General features: G+C 74.0%; 6 protein-coding genes and 1 pseudogene. 1 reads left to right on the top strand and 6 read right to left on the bottom strand.

Annotated elements, in window-relative coordinates; all coding sequences use genetic code 11:
• Positions 1-41: 41 nt before the first annotated feature.
• Complete coding sequence (gene bldG / locus AA75_RS27450; protein WP_033822951.1) at positions 42-383, bottom strand: anti-sigma factor antagonist BldG; 342 nt, start codon at positions 381-383, stop codon at positions 42-44.
• A gap of 218 nt (positions 384-601) precedes the next feature.
• On the opposite strand from bldG, the gene AA75_RS27445 reads away from it, so the two are divergent.
• Positions 602-3,079: a DEAD/DEAH box helicase gene (locus tag AA75_RS27445; protein WP_082526866.1), complete on the top strand. Its 2,478-nt coding sequence runs from the start codon at positions 602-604 to the stop codon at positions 3,077-3,079.
• Between the two features lie 200 nt (positions 3,080-3,279).
• Here AA75_RS27445 and AA75_RS48020 read toward each other — a convergent pair.
• The 5 genes and pseudogenes from AA75_RS48020 to AA75_RS27425 form a co-directional block, all read right to left on the bottom strand.
• Positions 3,280-3,717, bottom strand: a pseudogene (locus tag AA75_RS48020) (Rv3654c family TadE-like protein); the annotation flags it as partial.
• 29 nt (positions 3,718-3,746) lie between these two features.
• Complete coding sequence (locus AA75_RS27440; protein WP_304441499.1) at positions 3,747-4,103, bottom strand: TadE family type IV pilus minor pilin; 357 nt, start codon at positions 4,101-4,103, stop codon at positions 3,747-3,749.
• 34 nt (positions 4,104-4,137) lie between these two features.
• Positions 4,138-4,392 carry a DUF4244 domain-containing protein gene (locus tag AA75_RS27435; RefSeq protein ID WP_051813481.1) on the bottom strand — a complete coding sequence of 85 codons (255 nt, stop codon included), beginning with the start codon at positions 4,390-4,392 and terminating at the stop codon, positions 4,138-4,140.
• A gap of 89 nt (positions 4,393-4,481) precedes the next feature.
• A complete protein-coding gene (locus AA75_RS27430; RefSeq protein ID WP_149038410.1) occupies positions 4,482-5,075 on the bottom strand; it encodes a type II secretion system F family protein in 594 nt (197 codons plus the stop codon).
• 272 nt (positions 5,076-5,347) lie between these two features.
• Positions 5,348-6,379: a type II secretion system F family protein gene (locus AA75_RS27425; RefSeq protein ID WP_063794448.1), complete on the bottom strand. Its 1,032-nt coding sequence runs from the start codon at positions 6,377-6,379 to the stop codon at positions 5,348-5,350.
• Positions 6,380-6,447 lie beyond the last annotated feature (68 nt).

Below are 6,447 nucleotides of genomic sequence, written 5' to 3'. Positions count from 1 at the left end.
GCGGCCCCCCCCCCCCCCCCCCGCCGGTATCCGGAGAGCGATCAGTCGGTCGCCGAGACAGCCTCTTCCACAGAGGTGTGGATCGGGAACACCTTGGTCAGACCGGTGATCCGGAAGATCTTGAGGATTCGCTCCTGGTTGCACACCAGGCGCAGCGAGCCCTCGTGCGCCCGCACCCGCTTCAAGCCGCCGACCAGCACACCGAGGCCGGTCGAGTCCAGGAAGTCAACGCCTTCCATGTCGACGACCAGGTGGTAGCTGCCGTCGTTGACGAGCTCGACCAGCTGCTCGCGCAGCTTCGGGGCGGTGTACACATCGATCTCGCCGCCAACCTCGACGACCGTGCGATCGCCGACTGTACGGGTCGACAGGGACAGGTCCACGGAACCTCCAGCACCTTGCCTTGCTACGTCATTGCGATCTTCGGCCAGGTGGCCGCCACCGCGTGGTCGCAGGCCAGGGGCGTGGCAAGCCGCGGCTCGGCCTCGACTTTGCGACCCTCGGCCATGCGGCCGTCACGGCCTCATTCAACCACTTGTGACCATGCCCGCACGATGGCTTAGGGCGATTCTCCGTCACGCCGGTGACACACTGGGTCCTCATGCCGCCCCGTCATCACCAGCCCGAGGCTCTGCTCGAGACCCTGTCCACCGACCGGGGCCGAGCGGACCGCCTCACCCATACGGAGCATCTGCCCGCCCGCGCCGCACGTTACGCACCCTGGCCTCAGGGAATCCGCGCGGAAGTGGTGGAGGCCGCCGCCGCCGTTGGCGTGTCGCAGCCTTGGACGCACCAGGCGGAGGCCATGGACCTCGCCCGGTCGGGCCGGTCCGTGGTGATCGCCACGGGTACCGCCTCCGGCAAGTCGCTCGGCTACCTCGCCCCCGTTCTGAGCGCCCTGCTCGACGGCACCGAGGCCCGCAACGGCCGCGGCGCCACCGCCCTCTACCTGGCCCCGACCAAGGCCCTGGCCGCCGACCAGCGCCGGCGCGCGGCGGAGCTGGTGCCCGGCCGGGTACGGGTGGCGCTGTACGACGGCGACACCCCCGGCGAGGAACGCGAGTGGGTCCGCCAGTACGCCTCCTACGTGCTGACCAATCCCGACATGCTGCACCGGGGGATCCTTCCCGCCCATCCTCGTTGGTCCTCCTTCCTCAAGGCGCTCGAGTACGTCGTCATCGACGAGTGCCACAGCTACCGGGGGGTCTTCGGCTCGCACGTCGCCCAGGTGCTGCGTCGGCTGCGGCGGCTGTGCGCCCGCTACGGCTCGAACCCGACCTTCCTGCTCGCCTCGGCCACCACCGCCGAGCCGGCCGCCACCGCCGAGCGGCTCACCGGTCTGCCGGCCGTGGCCGTGACGGACGACGCCTCCCCCCGCGGCCCGCTGGTCTTCGGGCTCTGGGAACCGCCGCTCACCGAGAACGTCGGTGAGCGCGGCGCCCCGGTCCGGCGCACCGCCACGGCGGAAGCCGGGCGCCTGCTCACCGAGCTGGTCCAGGCCGGCACCCGGACCGTGGTGTTCGTCCGCTCCCGGCGGGGCGCGGAACTGGTCGCGCTCCAGGCCCAGGACCAGCTCGGCAGCCCGCTGGCCGGGCGGGTCGCCGCGTACCGGGGCGGGTACCTCGCCGAGGAACGGCGGGCGTTGGAGAGCGACCTCCAGTCCGGGCGGCTGCTCGGGGTGGCCTCCACCTCCGCGCTGGAACTCGGTGTCGACGTGTCGGGCCTGGACGCCGTGCTGATGGCGGGCTACCCGGGTACCAGGGCCTCGCTCTGGCAGCAGGCCGGGCGAGCGGGCCGCGAGGCCCAGGGCGCGCTCGCCGTGTTGATCGCCCGGGACGACCCGCTGGACACCTACCTGGTGCACCACCCGGAGGCACTGTTCGCGACCCCGGTCGAGGCCACCGTGCTGGATCCGGACAACCCGCACGTGCTGGCCCCGCATCTGTGCGCCGCCGCAGCCGAGCTCCCGCTGAGCGAGCCCGACCTGGCCCTGTTCGGCCCGTCCGCCGCTCCCTTGCTCCCCGTGCTGGAACGACGTGGCCTGCTGCGGCGCCGCACGGACGGCTCCTGGTACTGGACCCGTCGCGAGCGGGCAGCCGACCGGGTGGACCTGCGTGGCAGCGGCGGAAACCCCGTTCAGATCGTCGAGGCGCCGACCGGCCGACTGCTCGGCACCGTGGACGCCGCAGCCGCCCACACCACCGTGCACACCGGTGCCGTCCACCTGCACCAGGGCCGGAGCTACCTGGTGCAGGACCTGGACCTGGAGACCTCGGTCGCCCTGGTCGAACGGGCCGACCCGCCCTACACCACGGCCGCCCGGGACATCACCTCCATCTCGATCCTGTCCACCGACACCACCGAGGAGTGGGGCGAGGCCCGGCTCAGCTTCGGGTCGGTGGAGGTGGTCAACCAGGTGGTCGGGTACCTGCGCAAGCGGATCTCCACCGGAGAGATCCTCGGCGAGAGCAAGCTCGACCTTCCTCCCCGCACTCTGCGAACCCGGGCCGTGTGGTGGTCCGTCACCGAGGACCAGCTGCTCGACGCCGACATCCCCGTCGACCAACTGCCCGGCGCCGCCCACGCTGCGGAGCACGCCTCGATCGGTCTGCTCCCGTTGTTCGCCACCTGCGACCGCTGGGACATCGGCGGCGTGTCCGTGCCGCTCCACCCGGACACCGGCCTGCCGACCGTCTTCGTGTACGACGGCCACTCGGGCGGCGCCGGGTTCTCCGAGCGCGGGTTCCGGCGGGCGGTGGAGTGGCTGACCGCCACCCGCCACGCCATCGCCGCGTGCGAGTGCGAGCGCGGCTGCCCGTCGTGCGTCCAGTCGCCCAAGTGCGGCAACGGGAACGACCCGCTGGACAAGGCCGCGGCCGTCCGCCTGCTGGGCATCCTGCTGGCGGGTGCGCCGAACCACCGGGAGGCCTCCGGCGGGGCACGGCCGAACGACGACGCGCGGGCAACGACGACGGACCAGGCAACGGCGGTGCGGGCGGGGGAGGAACAGCCACCGGCGGAGCGGCCTGCGGTGGAGCAATCGGCGGCCGAGCAACCGGTGGACGGATCGGCGGGCTGAACCAGGCAGGCCGCGGGTGGGTCGGCCGCTGCTGGCCCCTGGCCGGGCGGTCCCAGCGGACTCTGGGCCCGAGCCGGCCCGTGGGCCAGCGGCTTGGCCGGTGCCTTGACGGGCGTCTTGGCGGGTGTTTCGTCGGGCGGGAGCGGGTACGTCCGGGATTCGACCGCCCCCGTTCCCATCGCCCACACCGGGCCGGCCCGTGACCGCGCGGTAGCCGGTCCGACCGGCACGGACAGCCCTCGCACCGGGACCTGGACCTTCACCTCGACGCTGTCGTCCTCGGTCGAGGCCGAACAGGACACCAGTTCGGCCTCCTGGAGTCGGGCAACCAGCGCCGCGTGCCCGCAGCCTCCGTCCGGGTCGATCAGCAGACGGTCGGCGGCGGCCAGCGCCGCCAGATCGGCCGCGGACTCGGCCCGGTGCCGAGCTGCGACCACCGCCCCGACCTCCACGCTGACGGCGAAGAGGGCACAGCCGAGCAGGCCCACGGCAACCAGCCAGATGGACGCCGATCCCCGGTCCGCGGCCGCGGCGCCCCACCGAGTGGCCCGTCGGGCGCGGAACCGGCAGCCGGCTCGGGCCCAGCCTGTTCCGGCACGCCTGGGCGTCGGCCTCCGAATCAGCGTCGGTATCGGCATCGGCACCCGAATCCGTGTCGGCCTCCCACTCAGGACGGCCATGCGGCGCCTCCTCCGTCCGAACCGATGACGTCCTCACGCGCCGCGACCGCACTCGCCCCGAGCCGCACCGCGAGGAGGGCTCGCAGGCTCCCTGGCCCGGGCCACGGCGCATCCACCGTGACCCGGACGGTCCGGTCGTCGGTCACCACGCGGACCTCGGCTCCGGCCGGGGCCGCTTGCCTCGCCAGCGCCTCCGCATCGGGATCACCGCGGGCGGCAGCCCGCGCGGCGACCCTGGCCGCGTCGACGCAGCGGATCTGCCCCGCGGCAGCCACCACCCCCCACACGAGCATCACGGCGAGCAGGACCAGCGCTGGAAGCGCCACCGCGGTCTCGGCCGTCACGTACCCGGCGTCCCGTCCCGACCGGCGCAGTCGGTCACACCGCATGGAGCGCCCGGTCGAGGACGTCGGACAACGCACCCGAGACGGTGTCACTGGTCACCACCCGGTACAGGATCGCCGCGAAGGCACAGGCGGCGACCGTTCCGATGGCGTATTCGGCGGTGGTCATGCCGGCGTCCCGGCCGCCCGCCCTCATCCGCCGCAGCCCGGACCGAGGCCAGGATGTCAGGCGTCCGAGGACGCGGCTCAGGGTGTGGGACAGCTGGCGCGGACCCTGGATCTGGGACATGGCGAAGCTCCTTCAACAGTCGTAGGAGGCTGTCGGCCGGCCGGGCTGCTGGCCGGGTATCTGGCTCGGCATCGGCTCCGGTCCGGCCGTCAGATCCGCCGGGCGAAGAGGGTGGTCAGTCCGACCACGACCGGGACGACACCGATCAGGACGAAGGCCGGCAGGAAGCACGCCCCGAGCGGTGCGGTCGCAAGGACCCCCGCCCGGCGGACTCTGGCATGTGCCGCACGGCTCGCCGCGGCTCGTTGGGCGTGGGCGAGTCCGCTCAGTGCCTCGGCGGGTGGGGCACCGCTGAGACTGGTGCGGATCAGGCATCTGGTCAGCGGGGCCAGTGGCGGACAGTCGGCCGCCAGCTGCCCCCAACAGTCCTCCGGCGCAGCGCCGAGGGAGAGCTGTGCCGCCACTCCCCCGAGGCGTGTGCTCATGGGGGCGCCGACGCTCCGGGCGACTGCCGCCGCGGCCTCGGCCGGTGACGGGCAGGTGCCCAGGCATGCGGCCAAGAGGTCTGCGGTCAGGGGCAATTGCCGGACGATGCCATCCTGCTCGCGTGCAGCTCGGCGGGCGGACGGCGAGCGGATCGCGGGCGCCCACCGCCACAAGGCCAGTCCGACCAGAGTTCCGGCCGGCAGGCCCAACCGGCCGCCGAGCAGGGCGGCCGTCCCGAGCAGCGCGACCAGTGGCATAACCCAGCGGTTCGCCAACACCGCGCCCGCCCCGTCCTGCAGCGACCCGGCACGGCGCACCCAGCGGTGAATCGGTCGCCGCTGCGGTCGGAAGGACCGACCTGGCCGCAGGATCCACGCCGCTCGGGCACGGGCCTCGCGCCTCCTGACGACCCGATGGGCCTGGACGGCCGTGCCGGCCAGCCCGGCAAGTCCGGCCGCTGCGATCAGCCCGACCGGCAGAAGCGCCACGGCATGCCGCCAGGGGGCACCGGGCGAGGGCGACGCGATGATCAACTCGGCTCCTTGACCAGCACGGCCCGGGTACGGGCCAGCCCGCACCCCGACGGAGCGCCGGAGCCTGCTGCGACCACACGCCGTTCGCCGGCCCCGTGCCGTAGCGGCTCGGCGCCCTGCACGGCCTCCGCTCCCCGGATGATCCGCGCGGTCCAGTACAGTCCTGCCGCCTCCAGCAACACCCCGCCGAGCAGGCACGCCAGCCCCGCGGGGGTGTGCAGCAGGATCCGCACCGGCTGCACACCGAGCGCGAACCCGAGCAGCATCCCGACCAGGGGTAGAGCTGCGAGCATCGCGACCGTCGCCCGCGGCCCGGCGAGCTCCCCGGCGATCTCCTCTGCAAGGGCCCGCTCGGCCCGCAACGCGTCCGCGACGTGTTCCAGCCCAGCAGCCAGGCCTGTCCCGCTCTCGGTGGCGACCTGCCAGCAGGCCGCGACCGCCGCGGCACCACTGCCGCCGGGCAGCTCTGCCACCAGCCGCAGAGCCGCCGGTACATCGGCGCCGTACGGGGCTGCGGCCAGCCGGGTGGCCGGTTCCGCCCCGAGGCTGCGGCGCAGCCGTGCCCCGGCTCTGGCGATGACGGCCTCCAGTGCCTGTCCTGCGGTCGCGCCGCTGCGCAGCTCGGCGGCAAGCCCGGCGCAGAGGTCGATCACCGCGGCCGACCTGCGCCCGGCCTCGACTCTCGTCCGACGTCGGCGCCGGTAGCCGTGGAGTGGCCGGATGCTGGCGAGTGCGCCCAGTACCGGTACGGACGAGCGGGCGAGCACGCCCAGCAGCAGGCCGGTGGGCAACAGAAGCAGCTCGGGTACCAGCCACCGCGGTCGGGTGGCCGACAGCCGCCCCCACAGCCGTACGGCTCGAGCCGACAGGCCGGAACCGGCGGCGGGGACGCGGCCGAGGAGCAGCCGGGTGCGGCGCCTCGCCCGGGCTCGCTGCCGTAGGCCGCCCAGCCCGATCCGGAAGCCCACCACGACGCCTCCGATACCCGCGATGAGCGGTAGCGTCCCGACCGCGGGGGCCGGGGTCACCGGATCCCCCTGACGGCCGAACGCAGCAGCCACCAGGCGGTCCCTGCCACCGCGCAGAGCAACACCGA

The sequence above is a fragment of the Kitasatospora sp. MBT63 genome (assembly GCF_000710465.2).
Classification (GTDB): domain Bacteria; phylum Actinomycetota; class Actinomycetes; order Streptomycetales; family Streptomycetaceae; genus Kitasatospora.
Note: the sequence above shows the minus strand (reverse complement) of the source record. Positions and strands in the feature narration are given on the sequence as shown.

Coding starts and splice junctions, on each gene's coding strand:
- AA75_RS27445 (WP_082526866.1), top strand. CDS start 602: ATGCCGCCCCGTCATCACCAGCCCGAGGCTCTGCTCGAGACCCTGTCC.
- AA75_RS27435 (WP_051813481.1), bottom strand. CDS start 4,392: ATGTCCCAGATCCAGGGTCCGCGCCAGCTGTCCCACACCCTGAGCCGC.
- AA75_RS27430 (WP_149038410.1), bottom strand. CDS start 5,075: ATGCCACTGGTCGCGCTGCTCGGGACGGCCGCCCTGCTCGGCGGCCGG.